This window comes from Nonomuraea sp. NPDC048901 (assembly GCF_040649695.1).
Taxonomy (GTDB): domain Bacteria; phylum Actinomycetota; class Actinomycetes; order Streptosporangiales; family Streptosporangiaceae; genus Nonomuraea.
In genome coordinates, this window is the sequence record NZ_JBEZFW010000001.1 from 598,856 (window position 1) to 613,968 (window position 15,113).

Annotated in this window: 14 protein-coding genes; 8 read left to right on the forward strand and 6 right to left on the reverse strand. The window is 70.2% G+C overall.

Annotated features, from left to right (window positions below):
• Positions 1-24 precede the first annotated feature (24 nt).
• The 6 genes from solA to AB0C30_RS02985 are packed head-to-tail and all read right to left on the reverse strand — an operon-like array spanning position 25 to position 6,333.
• Positions 25-1,215, reverse strand: a complete 1,191-nt coding sequence (gene solA / locus AB0C30_RS02960) for an N-methyl-L-tryptophan oxidase (protein WP_357938921.1) — start codon at positions 1,213-1,215, stop codon at positions 25-27.
• Positions 1,212-2,765 carry an NAD-dependent succinate-semialdehyde dehydrogenase gene (locus AB0C30_RS02965; protein ID WP_357938923.1) on the reverse strand — a complete coding sequence of 518 codons (1,554 nt, stop codon included), beginning with the start codon at positions 2,763-2,765 and terminating at the stop codon, positions 1,212-1,214. The genes solA and AB0C30_RS02965 overlap by 4 nt, the downstream gene beginning before the upstream one ends.
• The gene (locus AB0C30_RS02970) at positions 2,707-3,969 is read right to left on the reverse strand and encodes an aspartate aminotransferase family protein (RefSeq protein ID WP_357938925.1); all 1,263 of its coding nucleotides are present in this window, start codon (positions 3,967-3,969) and stop codon (positions 2,707-2,709) included. Before AB0C30_RS02970 ends, AB0C30_RS02965 begins: the two co-directional genes overlap by 59 nt.
• A gap of 55 nt (positions 3,970-4,024) precedes the next feature.
• Positions 4,025-4,438 (reverse strand): hypothetical protein, encoded by a 414-nt coding sequence (locus AB0C30_RS02975; protein WP_357938927.1) that lies wholly within the window; start codon positions 4,436-4,438, stop codon positions 4,025-4,027.
• 54 nt (positions 4,439-4,492) lie between these two features.
• Positions 4,493-5,035 carry a GNAT family N-acetyltransferase gene (locus AB0C30_RS02980; RefSeq protein WP_357938929.1) on the reverse strand — a complete coding sequence of 181 codons (543 nt, stop codon included), beginning with the start codon at positions 5,033-5,035 and terminating at the stop codon, positions 4,493-4,495.
• A gap of 5 nt (positions 5,036-5,040) precedes the next feature.
• Positions 5,041-6,333 (reverse strand): cation diffusion facilitator family transporter, encoded by a 1,293-nt coding sequence (locus AB0C30_RS02985; protein ID WP_357938931.1) that lies wholly within the window; start codon positions 6,331-6,333, stop codon positions 5,041-5,043.
• Positions 6,334-6,788: 455 nt separating this feature from the next.
• On the opposite strand from AB0C30_RS02985, the gene AB0C30_RS02990 reads away from it, so the two are divergent.
• The 8 genes from AB0C30_RS02990 (at position 6,789) to AB0C30_RS03025 (ending at position 15,092) form a co-directional block, all read left to right on the forward strand.
• Entirely contained in the window at positions 6,789-7,463 is a 675-nt protein-coding gene (locus tag AB0C30_RS02990; RefSeq protein ID WP_357938933.1) for a haloacid dehalogenase type II, read from the forward strand.
• Between the two features lie 37 nt (positions 7,464-7,500).
• Positions 7,501-8,775 carry an FAD-binding oxidoreductase gene (locus AB0C30_RS02995; RefSeq protein ID WP_357938935.1) on the forward strand — a complete coding sequence of 425 codons (1,275 nt, stop codon included), beginning with the start codon at positions 7,501-7,503 and terminating at the stop codon, positions 8,773-8,775.
• A 47-nt stretch (positions 8,776-8,822) separates the two neighbouring features.
• Positions 8,823-9,758 (forward strand): ABC transporter permease, encoded by a 936-nt coding sequence (locus AB0C30_RS03000; RefSeq protein WP_357938937.1) that lies wholly within the window; start codon positions 8,823-8,825, stop codon positions 9,756-9,758.
• Positions 9,745-10,665 (forward strand): ABC transporter permease, encoded by a 921-nt coding sequence (locus AB0C30_RS03005; RefSeq protein ID WP_357938939.1) that lies wholly within the window; start codon positions 9,745-9,747, stop codon positions 10,663-10,665. The genes AB0C30_RS03000 and AB0C30_RS03005 overlap by 14 nt, the downstream gene beginning before the upstream one ends.
• A 113-nt stretch (positions 10,666-10,778) precedes the next feature.
• Positions 10,779-11,594 (forward strand): GntR family transcriptional regulator, encoded by an 816-nt coding sequence (locus AB0C30_RS03010; protein ID WP_357938941.1) that lies wholly within the window; start codon positions 10,779-10,781, stop codon positions 11,592-11,594.
• Positions 11,591-12,595 (forward strand): ABC transporter ATP-binding protein, encoded by a 1,005-nt coding sequence (locus AB0C30_RS03015; protein WP_357938943.1) that lies wholly within the window; start codon positions 11,591-11,593, stop codon positions 12,593-12,595. Before AB0C30_RS03010 ends, AB0C30_RS03015 begins: the two co-directional genes overlap by 4 nt.
• On the forward strand, positions 12,592-13,608 hold the full coding sequence (locus tag AB0C30_RS03020) for an ABC transporter ATP-binding protein (protein WP_357938945.1): 1,017 nt from the start codon (positions 12,592-12,594) through the stop codon (positions 13,606-13,608). Before AB0C30_RS03015 ends, AB0C30_RS03020 begins: the two co-directional genes overlap by 4 nt.
• The gene (locus AB0C30_RS03025; protein ID WP_357938947.1) at positions 13,605-15,092 is read left to right on the forward strand and encodes an aldehyde dehydrogenase family protein; all 1,488 of its coding nucleotides are present in this window, start codon (positions 13,605-13,607) and stop codon (positions 15,090-15,092) included. Before AB0C30_RS03020 ends, AB0C30_RS03025 begins: the two co-directional genes overlap by 4 nt.
• Positions 15,093-15,113: the final 21 nt, after the last annotated feature.

The window sequence follows — 15,113 nt, forward strand, 5'->3', positions numbered from 1 at the left end:
GGGTCAAGCGCGGTGGCGATCCGCTCACACCGTCGCGGAGCGGCCGGGTGCGAATTGCCGGATATTGGCCTCGGTGACACCGTCAGCGAGGAGATCGCCCAGAGCCTCGCCGACCGCCGGCGCGTACTTGAATCCGCCGCCGGAGAATCCGACGGCGACCGCGACGTGCGCGGCGCCCGGGAGCAGCCCGACGACGGGCCGGCCGTCCCCCGTGTACGACTCCACGTGCACCGAGGTCTGCACAGGACGCGGGTTGAGCCGGGGCAGCCAGCGCCCGACGACCTCGCGGACCTCCGCCATGTGCTCGGCGGTGAGGTGGGGATCCAGGCGCGCCGGGTCGGCCACCTCTGGGTGTGGGCGGGTCTTCACGCCGATCTTGACCGTGGCGCCGTCCAGGCTGGGAAAGCCGTAGACGGAGGCGCCGCCCGGCAGGCCGGCCCGTTCGAAGACCGGAAAGCGTTCGGCGCTGTACAGCGACGGGTCGTCCGGTACGAACCAGGTCTGCGCCAGCCGGCGGGCGGTCAGCCCGGTCACCCCGATCGCCTCCCGCAGCCCATCCGGCAGCAGCGTGGCCGCCCAGGCGCCGGGGGCCAGGACCACCGCGTCGAACGTCTCGCTGCGAGCGCTTCCTCCCGTGCCACGGTAGGTCAGCTCGACCGTGTCGGACCTCACGTCGATGTCGAGGATCTCGGTGTCATGGTGCACCGTCGCCCCGAGCGTCGTGGCCTGTTCGATCGCGGCGAGGATGGCCGGCTCAGGACGGAGAAAGCCGGTCGCGGAGTCATGGACGGCGATGTCCTCGTCGTCGACGGCGTGCTGGGGGAAGCGGTGCCGCAGATCCCGCGCGTCGAAAATGCGGTGGGCCAGCCCCCACTTCTCGCAGCTGGCCACGGCCTGCCGGACGGAGGTGCGGTCCGCGGGACCGAGGATCAGTCCTCCGGTCTGCTCAAGCAGACGTCGTCCGGTCGCCTCCTCCAGCCGGCGCCACAGCCGCTCGGCCCGGAGAACCAGCGGCGGCAGGTCCGGGTCTCCCATGCTGATGACCGCGAACCGGCGGCTCTGCCCGCCGGAGGCCCCGCGGTGGTGCGGGACGCCCCAGCGATCGAAGGCATGCACGTCCAGGCCGCGCTCGGCCAGCTGCCAGGCGGCCATGCTCCCCACCGCTCCGGCCCCGATGACCGCCGCCCTTCTTCGAGCGGTTCCGACCGTCCTCATGAGGCCAGCGCCGGAGCGGCGAGGTACTTGAGGTTCTGGTACTCGGTGAGCCCTTCGGCGCCGCCCTCCCGGCCGAGCCCGGACTCCTTGATCCCGCCGAACGGCGCGGCCACGTGGGACAGCAGTCCCCGGTTGATGCCGACCATGCCGCTGTCCAACCGGCCCGCGACTCGCGCGATCCGGTCGCTGTCGCGCGCCACCAGGTATGCCGCGAGCCCGAACGGAGTGTCGTTGGCCAGCGCCACCCCCTCGTCCTCCGTCCGGAACCGGCGGATGCCCGCGACCGGGGCGAAGACCTCCTCCTGCTGCAGGAGAGCGTCGGCGCTGAGATGGTCGAGCACCACCGGGGCGAACCAGCTGCCGGGTCCGTCGGGTACGCCGGAACGCCCCAGAACAGTCGCCCCCTTAGAGATGGCGTCGTCGACCAGCCGGTCGGCCTTGGCCACCGCACGGTCATCGATGAGCGGACCGAGGTCGACGTCCGAGGTGCCCAGCCCGACCCTGATCGCGGTGAGGGCCTCGGTAAGACGGGCCGCGAACTCGTCGGCCACCGGTTCCTGGACGAGGAACCGGTTGGCCGCCACGCACGACTGACCCCCCAGGCGCATCTTGGCGATGACCGCCTCACGGACCGCGAGGTCGAGGTCGGCGTCGTCGAAGACCAGGAACGGGGCGTTGCCGCCGAGTTCCATCGACGTACGCAGCACGTGCGCGCCGGCCTGTCGCAGCAGCAGCTTCCCGACGGGGGTGGACCCGGTGAAGGACACCTTCCGCAGTCGCGGGTCGGCGATGAGGGCACCGCAGACCGCCCCTGGATCCGTGGTGGTGACCACGGTGAGGACTCCTGCCGGGACCCCCGCGTCCTGGGCGAGTCGCGCGAAGGCCAGCGAGGTCAGCGGGGTGAGCTCCGCCGGTTTCAGCACGACCGTGCAGCCGGCGGCCAGGGCGGGCGCGACCTTGCGGGTGGCCATCGCCAGCGGCACGTTCCACGGGGTGATGAGCAGGCAGGGGCCGACCGGGCGCGGGACGGTGACGATGTGCCAGCCGCCGTCGGGGGTCGGGGTGCTCCGGCCGGAGCTGCGGACCGCCTCCTCGGCGTACCAGCGGATGTACTCGGCGGCGTAGCGGACCTCGCCGCGGGACTCGGCGAGGGTCTTGCCGACCTCCAGGGTGATGAGGGCCGCCAGGCGGTCCTCGTCGGCGAGCATCGCCTGGTAGAGCCGGTGCAGAATGTCAGCTCGCCGCCGGGTCGGGGTGGCCGCCCAGGCGGGGAACGCCTCGCTCGCCGCGGTGAGCGCGAGCAGGGCGTCATCCGGTTCGCAGTCGGCGACGGCGGCGACCGGCCGGCCGAGCGCGGGATCGGCGACGGCGAAGGTCCGCCCGGAGCGCGGCGCCGTCCACTCGGCGCTCAGGAAGCCACTGGGCAGCGACGCGGCCGCGGTCTCCGTGAGTTCGCGATGCCGGGCGAGGTCCGCCGACGCCGGCGTGGGCTCAGGCGGATTCGAGGGCACGGGCACGGTCGAGAGCGGACTCGAGGACGTCAGCGGCACGGGAGATCTCCTCGGCGGTGATGACGAACGGGGGACTGACGTGCAGGGAGTTGTCGGCCAGCAGCCGGGTCAGGACGCCCTGCTCCCGCGCGGCGCGCAGCACGGGGCGGGCGTCGACGTCGGGGGCGAGCTGGACGGCCGCGAGCAGGCCGACCCCGGCCCGCACGTCCACGACGGCTCCGTGGTCGGCCAGCGGGGCGAGGGCCTGAGCCAGGACGGGTTCGAGGTCCAGGACGCGCTCCAGCAGACCTTCCTCCTCAAGGATGCTCAGGTTCGCCTCGGCGGCGACGCAGGCCGCGGCGTGGCCCGAGTACGTCAGGCCGTGGCGGAAGGTCGGGGCGTCGGAGGTTTCGGCGAAGAAGGGCTCCCAGACGCGCCGGGCCACCAGCACGCCGCCCAGCGGCAGGTAGCCGGAGGTGATGCCCTTGGCCATGGTGAGGAGGTCCGGCTCGATGCCGAAACGCTGGCAGGCGAACCACTGCCCGACCCGTCCGAAGCCGGTGATGACCTCGTCGGCGATGAGCAGGATGTCCAGGCGGCGGCACAGCTCGGCCAGCCCGGTGAGGTAGCCGGGCGCGGGCAGCAGCACTCCTCCGGTGCCGATGATCGGTTCGGCGATGAGGGCGGCGATGTTGTCGGGGCCGAGCCGGAGGAGCTCCGCCTCGGTGGCGGCCAGGTCGTCCCACGGCACGCGGGCGGTCTCGGGGATCAGCGAGTCGCTGCCGTACCCGTCGCGGTTGCTCTGGATGCCCGTGATGCTGGTACCGAACCCGTGCAGGCCGTGGTAGGCGTGCTCGCGGGAGACGATGATCCGCTTACCGGGCCGCCCGGCCACCTGCCAGTGCCGGCGCGCGAGCTTGCAGGCGGTGTCGACGGAGTCGGAGCCGCCGCTGGTGAGGAAGACCTTCGCGTCGGGGATGGGACTCAGCGCGGCGAGGCGCTCGGCGAGCCGGATGGCGGGGCGGTTGGCCATGCCCTGGAACAGGTGGTAGGTCTCCAGGTCGGTCAGCTGCTCACGAACGGCGTCGGCGATGCGGGCTCGGCCGTGTCCGACGTTGGCGTGCCACAGGCCGGCCGGCAGGTCGAGCAGGTCCTGGCCGTCCTCGGTACGTACCCAGGCTCCCTGCCCCGACGCGATGACGGTGCGGGTTTCCTCGATGGTGGACATCGCGGTCTGCGGATGCCACAGGCTGGTGCTGGTCAAGAAAGGCTCCTCATCACGTCGGGGGGAGTGCCGGTGGTGGCGAGAACGGCGCGGGTCAGGCGGCGGCCACGACGTCCTCGACGACCTCGGCGTGGATGTGCAGCATCCGGGCCACCAGGCCGTTGCCGCGAGTGAACTTCAGGTCCTCCGGCGCCACGGCGTCGTCCGCGCCGGTGAAGAACGCGGCACCCTGGTCCATCGACTTGTCGGACTTGTCATCGGGGTAGAGCGGGTTGATCGTGTTCTCGATCTTCGGCCACAGGGCTCGGGCGGCCTCGGTGCTCTCGAACTCCAGCGTCATCACCAGCGTGTTCGAGATGAGCTCCCCCGCGCACTCGCGCAGAACCGAGCCCCCGAGGTATCCGGGGTGGCCCTCCAGGCCGCGCAGCCAGTCGATGAGGCTGTTGCGGGCCTGGTCGACCTTGGTGGGCTCGGCAACGAAGATGAAGACGTCACGACGCTTGGACATGGTGTTCTCCTGTCTCGCCAGTGTGGTGGGGATGGCATGGGGACTGCGCGGCAGTCACCGCGAGGAGCGCGGCAGGTCGTAGAAGACCGCGCCGGTGGCTCCGTTCGAGTCGTCGTGGATGAGCAGGGCGCCGAAGGACTCCCAGAAGGCGACGGCGCCCGGGGAGTGCTGGTAGGTGTGCAGAGCGATGGCCTCGTAGTGCCCCTCCCGGTCCGCACGCTCGAGAACCGCGTGGACCAGGGCTCTGGCGATGCCGCGGCGGCGGGCTTCCTTGCGGACGTAGACGCGTACGAGCTGGCCGTGCCGGCCGTCCTCGTACCGGTCGACCACGTGTTGCGGGGTGAGGCCGGGCTTCAGCCGTCCGCTGCGGATCCCGCCCGTGGCCAGGACCTCATCCGTGCTGTCGTCGGTCACCACCAGGAGGAAGGGGCCGGCTCCGGGGGCGTAGTGGGTCAGCGGGTCGTCGACGTCGGCGTGGATCAGCGGGTCGTAGGCGTCGCCGAAGTCCTCGGCGATGCTGCGCCGCATCACCGACTGCGCGCCGGGCAGGGTGCGCTCACTCAGCGGGTGGATCGACCACCCCGTCGAGCCGTTCACGGGTGTCACCGCGCGCTCTGAGCGGCGAGCTTGGCCCGGTACGCCTCACGGGCCTCCTTCGAGGCGTGGTGGTCGGACAACTCGTGGAGGTCGTCGGGCACCACGCCGTCGAAGGCGGGGTGGACGTGGACGGTGACCCGGTCGAGGTTGCCGACCGCGTGCATCAGGGAGTGCTGCACGTCCTCGGCCACGCGGTGGGCCTCGATGATGCTCAGCCGGGCGTCGACGCCGATCTCGGCGTCTCCCTCCATGCGGTGACCGGACCAGCGGGCGCGCACGCCGCCGACGGTCTCGACGCCGACGACGCCGGCGATCGTGGTGCGCATCCGGTCGATCGTCGCCGGCTCCACACCGTCCATGAGACGGCGGACGATGATGACCAGGGAGTTGATCAGGATGCCGGTGATCGCCAGGGCGATCAGCAGGCCGACGATGGCGTCGGCCCGGTCGAACCCGAGCCACACGCCGATCACGCCGGCGACGACGGCGATGGAGGTGTAGCCGTCGGCGCGGGCGTGCTGGCCCTCGGCGATCAGCGCCGCGGATCCGATGCGACGGCCGGCCCGGATGCGGTACACGGCCACCACCTCGTTTCCGAGGAAGCCGACGACCCCGGCGGCGAAGACCCACCACAGGTTGGTCGGCGGGTGCGGGTTGAGCAGCGCGTCGATCGACTCCCAGATGATCAGCCCGATCGAGGCGACGATGACCAGGGAGATGAACAACCCGACCAGGTCCTCGGCGCGCCGGTAACCGTAGGAGTACTTCTTCGTCGCCGCGCGCCGGCCCAGCCGGAAGGCGATGATCAGCGGGATCGTGGTCGCCGCGTGTCCCAGGTTGTGGATGGTGTCGGCCAGCAGGGCGATCGACCCGGACATCGCGACGATGACCATCTGCCCGATCGCGGTGGCCATCATCCCGGCCAGCCCGATCCAGGCCGTGCGGATCCCGTGGTTGGCCGACTCCTCGGCGGTCTGGATCGCTTCGTTGGCGTCGTGGGCGTGGGGGACCACCGTGTGCTTGATCCGCGCCCACAGGCCGTTCCCGTGGTCGTGGCCCTCGTCGTGGCCGTGCCCATGGCCGTGCCCGTGACCGTGCCCATGCCCGTGACCGGTGGTGGCCGACGCCTCGGCCGCGTGGTGACCGGTCGCGTGGTGATCGGCCGCGTGGTCATCGTGGGCGTGATCGGAGTGGTCGTGCCCGTGGTCGTTGACGGTGGCGGGCGCGTCGTCGTGGGGGTGGCCGTGACCGTGGCCATGGCCGTGTCCGTGATCGTCTGGGGTCGTGGAAGCTCGCATGGGGAGTCCGTTCGTGCCGGCGGGGAGGGAGTCGCGGGGCCGGGAGAGAGTCGGCCGGCTGCCGAGTGGCGCCTGCCGCGTCATCACATCTTGTGCACAACGGCCAGCGGCGGTCAACTGTTGTCAACAATCTTCCGCTGGCCTGAAGGAAAACACCGGCAACGAAAGTCAGCCCCACGACCTGGAAATACTCGTTCAACCGGCTTATGAAGATCAAAGAAAGGCTGGGAAACGTACTCGTTACACGTGGGCAACTCGAAATTGTTGACAACAGAGAATCGGGTCCTTAGCGTTCCAGACACCACGCTGGCTGCCCGCCTCGGACGGCTCGCACCGGGCGTGATATCTCGCCGCTTCGCCGCCTGCCCAGTCGCACCGACGGGCTCCGGCCCTCACCGGACCGACCACCGACGCTCCTGCCCCCACCGGACATACCACCACCGGAGGAACTGCTCGTGGACCTGACCAGTGTGCGCCCCAAATACCTCACTTTCGATTGCTACGGGACGCTGACCAGCTTCGACCTCAACCTCACCGTCAAGCCGCTGGTCGCCGACCGGATCTCCGAGGAGGACATGCCGGTCTTCCTCAAGGACTACCGCGCGTACCGGATGGACGAGGTGCTCGGCGAGTTCAAGCTCTACCCCGATGTGCTCAAGGACTCCTTCAAGCGCACCTGCGAACGCTGGGGCATCGGCTACCGCCCCTCCGACGGCGAGGCCATCGTGGCCTGCGTACCGACCTGGGGTCCCCACGCGGACGTTCCCCCGAGCCTGGCCAAGCTCGCCGACGCCTACCCTCTGGTGATCTTCTCCAACGCCGTCGACGAGCAGGTGCGGCACAACGTCGACCAGCTCGGCGCCCCCTTTCACAAGGTGTTCACCGCCGAGCAGGCCAGGGCGTACAAACCGCGCTACCAGGCCTTCGAGTACATGCTCGACCAGCTGGGCTGCGAACGCGACGAGATCGTCCACGTCTCCTCGCACATCTGGTACGACCTGATCCCCGCCCACGAGCTGCGGATCCCGCACAAGATCTACGTCAACCGCGGCTACGACCCCTCCACGCCCTTCTACCAGTACGCCGAAACCGCCGACCTGTCCGGCGTCCCCGCCGTGCTGGGTCTGTGAAGGCCGCGAGGAGGATGCCGATGAAGAGGAGGAAGTCGTGAAGCTGACCAGCTACTGGCTCGACACCGCCGAGCCGGCCGGCGACTTCCGCCGCACCGAGCTCCCTGAGAACGTCGATGTCGCGGTCATCGGTGCCGGGTTGACCGGGCTGTCCGCCGCGCTGCATCTCGCTCGCAGCGGTGCCAGTGTCGCCGTGCTGGAGTCCCACACCGTGGGCTGGGGGGCCTCCGGTCGCAACGGCGGCATGGCCACGACCGGCCTGGCCATCTCCCTCCCCGCCGCGGTCAAGCGCTACGGCCCCGAGCGGGCGGCCATGATGTTCACCGCCTACGACAACGCGATCGACACCGTCGAGAAGATCGTCACCGAGGAGCAGATCGACTGCCACTTCGAGCGCTCCGGCAAGCTCACCCTGGCCGCCAAACCGGCGCACTACGCCGCTCTGGAGCGTTCGGCGCGGGTGATCGAGAAACTCGTCGGCCGCACGGTTCAGTTGGTCCCCCGCGGCCGCATGCGGGACGAGCTGGGTAGCGACCGCTACTACGGTGCGCAGGTCGACCCGAACGGGGCGGGCGCCCACGTCGGGAAGCTGGTCATGGGACTGGCCCGTGCCGCGGTCGGTCACGGGGCCCTGATAGCGGAGAACGCCGCGGTAACCGGCGTCCGCCGCGGCGGCCGGGGGCACCAGGTCCAGACCACGCGTGGCGCCCTGACCGCCTCCGACGTGCTCATCGCCACCAGCGGCTACACCGGGAAACTGACCCCGTGGCTGCGCCGCCGCATCGTGCCGGTGGGCAGTTTCATCGTCGTCACCGAACCCCTGCCGGACGACCTCGTCGCCCAGCTCATGCCACACCGGCGGATGGCGTCGGACACCAAGAACCTGCTGTACTACTTCCGTCCCACACCGGACAACCGGTTGCTGTTCGGCGGGCGGGCCCGGTTCGCCCTGTCGGACGCCCAGTCGGACCTCAAAAGCGGGGAGATCCTGCGCAAGGCCATCACTGAGGTGTTCCCGCGGCTGCGGGACGTCCGGCTGGACTACTGCTGGGGCGGGCTGGTCGACATGACGATGGATCAGATGGTCCACGCCGGCGTACGCGACGGGATGCACTACTCCGTCGGCTACAGCGGCCACGGGGTCCAGATGGCCACCCACATGGGCAAGGTCATGGCCGAGGTCATCGGCGGCGACTCCACGGCCAACCCGTGGCAGGGTCTGGCGTTCCCGCCGGTTCCCGGTCACTTCGGGCCGCCATGGTTCCTGCCGGCCGCCGGGGCGTTCTACCGCGCACTCGACGCCGTGCGCTGATCGATCCGAGAACGTGTGACGACCCGGAGGTATCCCGAGTGTTGTACATGCTGAGGCGGTTCGCCGTCCTCGTGACGACCCTGCTGGTCGCCTCTTTTCTGGTGTTCCTCATCCCCTACGTCACCTCCGGGGATCCGGCCGCGCGGATCCTGCGCGCCCGGGTGGGCGACCTGGTCCAGGACCCGGCGACGCTGGCCCGCCTCCGGCTCGAGTACGGGCTGGACCGGCCGCTGCTCCAGCAGTACCTGTCCTGGCTGGGCTCGGCACTGCAGGGTGATCTCGGCCGGTCGTTCACCAACGGCACGGAGGTTCTTCCTCAGCTGATGCGGGCGTTGTCGGTCACCGCCTCGATCGCCGTTCTCGCGCTCCTGCTCGCCCTGTTGGTCGCGGTTCCGCTGGGAGCCCTCTGCGCGATACGGCGTGGGACCAAGCTCGACGGGGCGATCACCGGCATCACGCAGGCATTCGTGGCCGTCCCGGAGTACTGGCTCGCCCCGGTCCTGGTGCTGGTGTTCGCCCTGCAGCTCGGCGTGCTGCCCTCCTCCGGCTGGCAGGGGCCGTCGTCGCTGGTGCTTCCCTGCCTGACCCTGGCGCTGCGGCCGATGAGCTACTTCACCCAGGTCGCCCGCTCGTCGATGGTCGAGGTAATCGAGGCGCCCTACATCACCGCCGCCCGCGGTCGCGGGCTGAGCTTCGCCCAGACCATGCTGCGTCACGGGCTGCGCAATTCCGTTCTGCCGGTCCTGACCCTGTTCGCGGTCTGGCTGGCCGGCCTGCTCGGTGGGTCCGTCGTCGTCGAGGTGATCTTCGCTGTGCCCGGGGTGGGGCGGCAGATGTACGACGCGGTCATCAACAACGACGTCCCGCTCATCCAGGGTGGGGTCGTGGCGGTCGTCGGCCTCGCCGTGATCATCACCACCCTCACCGATGTGCTTTACACCGTCATCAACCCGACTGCGAGGACGAGCCGTGTCCGTGCTTGACGTCTTCGGCGACAACACCCGTCGCGACAATTCCGGTGCTGAGCATCCGCCGTCACCGGCCGGAGCCACCACCGCCCCGGCCCCCCGCAGGCGCGGAAGCTGGCCACCGGCGTTGCTGGCCGGGTCCATCATGTTCGGTGTGATCGCCCTGCTCCTGCTGCTGGCACCGTGGCTGTCGCCCTATCCGCCGGCTCAGCAGAACCTCGCCGCCCGTCTGGAAGGCATCTCCGCGGCCCACCTGCTGGGCACCGACCACCTGGGCCGTGACGTGCTCAGCAGGCTGCTGGACGGGGGCCGGTTCTCTCTCGCCGTCGCCTCGGTCACGCTGGTGATCTGCGCCGTCACCGGCACTCTCGTGGGGTTCCTCGCCGCACGGCGGGGCGGCCTGCTCGACACCCTCGTCATGCGCGTCACCGACATCCTGCTGGCCTTCCCCGAGATGGTGGTCGCGCTCTTCCTCGTCGCGGTCCTCGGCACCGGTGACCTGACACTGCTGCTCGCCCTGACCATCGGCGGGTGGACCCCGTTCTGCCGGCTGGCCCGTGGTGTCGCCCTGGAACTCAACGGCCGCGACTTCATCGAAGCGGCTCAGGCCCTGGGCTGCTCGGGGTGGTTCATCATCCGCCGCCACCTGCTTCCCAACGCCATGCCCCCGTTGCTGGCCCATACGGCACTGCGCTTCGGCCACAAGCTCATCACCGTCGGCGCCCTGTCCTTCCTCGGACTCGGCGTCCAGCCGCCGTCCTCCGACTGGGGTTCGATGCTGTCCGAGGCCACCCCGTACCTCGACCGCCTGCCGATGCTGGTCCTGGCGCCCGGTGCCGCGATCTTCTTGGCCGCCCTCAGCGTCACACTCGCCGGCCGCGGCCTGGAGACGCGCCGGGCCCGGACAGGCGGGCCCTCATGACGTGCGGAGCGCCGCTGCACCCGCGCGGCGATCAGACTGGAAACGCTCACGCCCTCCTGCGCCTGCGGACTGTGAGTGGCGGAAACGGCACACAAACCCGGAGAAGCACACCCATGAGCGCTCAGACCCCGGCCCCGGCGGCCAAGACCTCGAAGCGCACGCTGACGGAGGTGGTCACCGGGCTGCTGCGTAACCGCATCCTCAGCGGGGAGTTCCCGCCCGGAACCCAGATGAACGAAGTCGAGCTCGCGGCCTCCTTCGAGGTCTCCCGCGGCCCGTTGCGCGAGGCGATGCAGCGCCTGGTACAGGAAGGTCTGCTGGTCAGCTACCCCCGTCACGGGGTCTTCGTCCCCACCTTGACCATTGAGGACCTGGAGGACATCTTCGTCGCCCGCCAAGCGATCGAACGGGAGGCGCTGCGCCGGGTCACCGCCCGAGGGGTCTCCGCGGGCCTGGTCGCCGACCTCGAAGTGATCGTCGCGCGGATGAAGGACGCCGCCGGCGGCCCGGACAGGAGCGCACTGGCCGCCCTGGACCTCGCCTTTCACCGCCGGCTGGTCAGCGGTGCCGGCAGCACCCGGCTGGATCGGCTGTACGGACTCATCTCCAACGAGATGCAGCTGTGCTTCCGGTTGATCGTCGACAGCTACAGCGATCGTTCCGAGCTGCCGGCCGAGCACGAGCAACTGCTGCACGTCATCGCCAGCGGTGACAAGTCCGCCGCCCTGGCACTTCTGGACCGGCACTTCGCCGAGGTCGGCGAACTTCAGGCGGCGACATCGGGCAAGCCGCACAAACACCACCTTCGACCACAGCCGCATCACCACCAGGATCCGCTGGCGCATGAACAGATCTTTCACGAACACGCCGACGGCTACCGCCACGGAGACGACCACAAAGCCCCACCGCAACCCCGGGAGCAGCCATGAGCGCACGCCTGGAGGTCCGTGACCTGACCGTTCACGCCGGTCGGCCTGGACAAGCCCCGCCCATCCTTGACCGCGTCAGCCTGACCCTGGACCCCGGCGAGGTGCTGGCCCTGGTCGGTGAATCAGGGTCGGGCAAGAGCATGGCCGCCCACTCGATGCTGCGCATGCTGCCGACCGGGTTGCACATGCACGCCGAGGCGCTGCGGCTGGGCGACCTGGACCTGCTCGCCGCCTCCTCACGGGCGTTGGACGGCATCCGCGGCCAGCGCATCTCCATGCTCTACCAGCAGCCCAAGCGCATGCTCGACCCGACCGCGACGATCGGCAGCCAGGTCGCCGAGCCACTGCGCCGCCATCTCGGCATGAGCCGGCAGGCCGCCCGCCGCCGGGTCGTGGAGTTGCTCGCCGACGTCGGGATCCCCGATCCCGAACGCCGCGCCGGTGACCATCCGCACCAGATGTCCGGCGGCATGGCCCAGCGCGTCATGATCGCCATGGCGCTGGCCACCCATCCGGATGTCCTCATCGCCGACGAACCCACCACCGCCCTGGACGTCACCGTCCAAGCGCAGATTCTCCGTCTCATCGCCGCATTGCAGGCCGAGACCGGAATGTCGGTCCTGTTCATCTCCCACGACGTCACCACCGTCGCCTCCATCGCCGACCGCATCGCCGTCATGTACGCGGGCCGCATCGTCGAGGACGGACCGGCCGACGAGGTCATCACCGCCGCCGAGCACCCATATACCCAGGCCTTGTTGCGCTGCTCCACGCTGCAGACCGACGACACCGGTCATCTGCACGTCATCCCCGGCAACGCCACCTCGGCACGCGCCGCCGGTAACGGCTGCCGATTCCGCCCACGCTGCGCCGTCGCGGACGGCGACGCGAAACTGAGCTCCCACTGTGACAGCGAGGAACCCGACCTCACCTGCTGCGGCACCCATCGCAACTCGCGCTGCTGGGTCACCATCGACACCCGACGACAGGTTCCGGCATGAACGACCTCGCCCCGAACTCCGCCATCGCCGTCCTCGACCATGTCAGCAAGCACTATCCGTTGTCGCGGACGGGTTTCGGCCGCCGGCCGCACGTGCACTCCGTCGACGACGTGTCCCTGCGCATCCGGGAGGGTGAGGTGCTGGGGCTGGTCGGTGAGTCCGGCTCGGGCAAGAGCACCCTGGCTCGGCTCTTGCTCGGCCTCGTACCAGCCGACGCCGGACTGATCGACGTCGATCGGCTGAGGGTCGGCAAGCTGCGCGGCGCCCGACTGCGGCAGCTGCGCCGGTCGGCGCAGCTGGTCTTCCAGGACCCGCACTCCGCGCTGGACCCGCGCATGACGCTGCGGGAATCGCTGCTCGCACCCCTGCAACAACACCGCATCGGTACGCCGCCGGAGCGCCTGCGGCGAGTCGCCACCGCGCTGGCGGAGGTGGGCCTGGACGACAGTTTCCTGGAGCGCCGGCCGGGCGACTGCTCCGGTGGGCAGCTGCAGCGGGTGGTCATCGCCAGAGCTCTCCTGCTGGAACCCAAACTGCTCGTCTGCGACGAGCCGGTGTCGGCCCTGGACGCCTCGGTGCAGGCGACCATCCTGAACCTGCTGGTCGATCTGCGTCGCTCGCGGGGGCTGAGCATGCTGTTCATCTCTCACGACCTGAAGGTGGTCAAGTTCCTCGCCGACCGGGTGGCGGTTCTGTATCTCGGGCAGGTCGTGGAGACGGCCACGCACGAAGGCATCTTCACCGACGCCCTGCACCCCTACACCCTGGCACTGCTGCATTCCGGTCGTGGACACCGCGTCAACGCCGGTGCGGCGGATCAGCTGAAGGGCGAACCACCCAGCCCCGTCTCCCCGCCTTCCGGCTGCCGCTTCAACACCCGCTGTCCGCTGGCCACCGACCAATGCCGCACCGAGCAACCCGATCTCGTCGACATCGGAGACGGCCACCAGGTCCGCTGTCACCGCTCGGCGGAGACCCGGAGCCGGCTGACAGTTGAGGAGCTCCCCGTATGAGCCTCATGACCGGACGCGCCGCCACGGCGGCCACTCGCTGGACCTTGCCCGGCAACGCGTACGCCGGTGGACGCTGGCGGGAAACGGAACGGCACACCACCATCACCGACCCCGAAACCGGCGAGTTCCTCGGCGAGGTCGCCGACAGCACCGCCGCGGAGGTACGCGAGGCCGTCGACGCGCTGGTGGACACCTTTCGGGCCGGCACCGCCGACCGTACCGACTGGCCGCTGTGGCAACGCCGGGAGGCCCTGCACCGCGCCGCCGAACTGCTGAGGCAGCACGCCGGGCGGTTCACCGCCATCGTGAGCTCCGAGGGATGCAAGACCATCAGAGATGCCCGCCGGGAGGTGGCCCGGGCAGCGGAGACCTTGCAGCTTTCCGCCGGTGCGGGACACGCCCTGCAGGGCACCAGCGTGCCGTTCGAGGACACCTCCCGCGGCGCGGACCGGCTCGGGTGGAGCAGCAGGGAACCGCTCGGGGTCGTCGCCGCCATCACCCCGTTCAACGACCCGCTGAACCTCGTGGCGCACAAGGTCGGCCCGGCACTGCTGGCCGGCAACGTCATCGCGGTCAAGCCGCACGAGGCGACGCCGCTGTCCGCGCTCGCCCTCGCCGAGTTGCTCCTTGAGGCCGGCGTTCCCGGTGACCGGATCGCCGTGCTGCCGGGCGGCCCGGCCGCCGGGCGGGAGCTGGTGTCGCATCCCGGCATCGACGTCGTCTCCTTCACCGGCGGGATCCGCACCGCCGACGAGGTGGCCCGGCTGGCCGGCGCCCGGACCCTGCTGATGGAGCTGGGCGGATCCAACCCGGTCATCGTCGACCATGGCGTGGACCTGGCGGCAGCCGCGCGGGCCATAGCCGAAGGGGCGTTCGGGTGCGCGGGGCAGAACTGCCTGTCGGTGCAGCGGGTCTACGTGGTCGCCGAGCACTACGACGAACTGCTCAGCCACCTGACCCAGACGACCGCTCACCTGAGCGTCGGCAGCAAGCACGACGAGAGCACCGACATCGGCCCGCTGATCGACACGGCGGCCGCGCGACGTGTGGAGCGCCGGGTCGAGGAGGCCGTCGCCCGCGGCGCGGTCGTACGCGCGGGAGCGGTCCGTCAGGAAGCCACCTACCAGCCGACCATCCTCACCGACCTCGCCCCCGATGATCCCATCATCACCGACGAGATCTTCGGCCCCGTGGTCAGCGTGCTGCCCGTGGCCGATCTCGACGACGCCGTGACCCAGGCCAACCGCGCGGCCACCGGTCTGCAGGCCGGGGTCTTCACCCGCGACACCACCTCGGCCCTGCGTACGGCCCGCCTGCTACGAGCCGGCGCGGTAATGATCAACGACACGTCCGACTTCCGCATCGACGCCATGCCGTTCGGCGGCTTCCACCGCAGCGGTATCGGCCGGGAAGGCGTCACCAGCGCCGTCGTGGCGATGACCGCACCCAAGGTCATCGCGGCCCGGCTGACCTCCATCAGCTGAGTTCTCCTCACTGACAAATAC

What these genes read in the sequence shown, in the direction of transcription:
- solA (WP_357938921.1), bottom strand. Translation starts at nt 1,215, where the DNA reads ATGAGGACGGTCGGAACCGCTCGAAGAAGGGCGGCGGTCATCGGGGCC.
- AB0C30_RS03025 (WP_357938947.1), top strand. Translation starts at nt 13,605, where the DNA reads ATGAGCCTCATGACCGGACGCGCCGCCACGGCGGCCACTCGCTGGACC.
- AB0C30_RS03010 (WP_357938941.1), top strand. Translation starts at nt 10,779, where the DNA reads ATGAGCGCTCAGACCCCGGCCCCGGCGGCCAAGACCTCGAAGCGCACG.
- AB0C30_RS02985 (WP_357938931.1), bottom strand. Translation starts at nt 6,333, where the DNA reads ATGCGAGCTTCCACGACCCCAGACGATCACGGACACGGCCATGGCCAC.
- AB0C30_RS03015 (WP_357938943.1), top strand. Translation starts at nt 11,591, where the DNA reads ATGAGCGCACGCCTGGAGGTCCGTGACCTGACCGTTCACGCCGGTCGG.
- AB0C30_RS03020 (WP_357938945.1), top strand. Translation starts at nt 12,592, where the DNA reads ATGAACGACCTCGCCCCGAACTCCGCCATCGCCGTCCTCGACCATGTC.
- AB0C30_RS03000 (WP_357938937.1), top strand. Translation starts at nt 8,823, where the DNA reads ATGCTGAGGCGGTTCGCCGTCCTCGTGACGACCCTGCTGGTCGCCTCT.
- AB0C30_RS02975 (WP_357938927.1), bottom strand. Translation starts at nt 4,438, where the DNA reads ATGTCCAAGCGTCGTGACGTCTTCATCTTCGTTGCCGAGCCCACCAAG.